This is a genomic window from Treponema sp. R6D11 (assembly GCF_054786075.1).
On the sequence record NZ_BDHD01001085.1, the window covers coordinates 1 to 392 of the forward strand.

1 pseudogene is annotated in these 392 nt (G+C 56.1%); it reads left to right on the forward strand.

Annotation, left to right across the window (positions count from 1 at the left end):
• Window positions 1-4 precede the first annotated feature (4 nt).
• Window positions 5-392 (forward strand): annotated as a pseudogene (proA, locus tag ACYVTD_RS17585) (glutamate-5-semialdehyde dehydrogenase); the annotation flags it as partial.

The following is a 392-nucleotide window of genomic DNA, read 5'->3' on the forward strand; positions in this document are numbered from 1 at the left end:
TCCTATGGCAGACACTTTAACCGCTATTTTTACCTCTCTCAAACAGGCGCAGGCGAAGCTTGCGGAACAGGACCGCGCGAATAAGGATAAGGCTCTTGCCGCCGCAGCCGCCGCTATCGATAGTGACAGAGCCGCCATTTTGCAGGCGAACTCGCGCGATGTGGAACAGGCGCGGAAAGGCGGCATGAAAGAGGCTCTTGTCGACCGCCTGCTTCTTAACGACAAGCGGATAGACGCTATCATCGAAGGGATTGAAATCGTCATAAGGCAGGAAGACCCGATTGGCAAGGTGCAGGCGGGGTGGACCCTGCCCAACGGGTTGCAGATTGATAAGGTTACCGTGCCCCTCGGAGTCGCCGCCATTATTTACGAATCGCGTCCCAATGTTACGG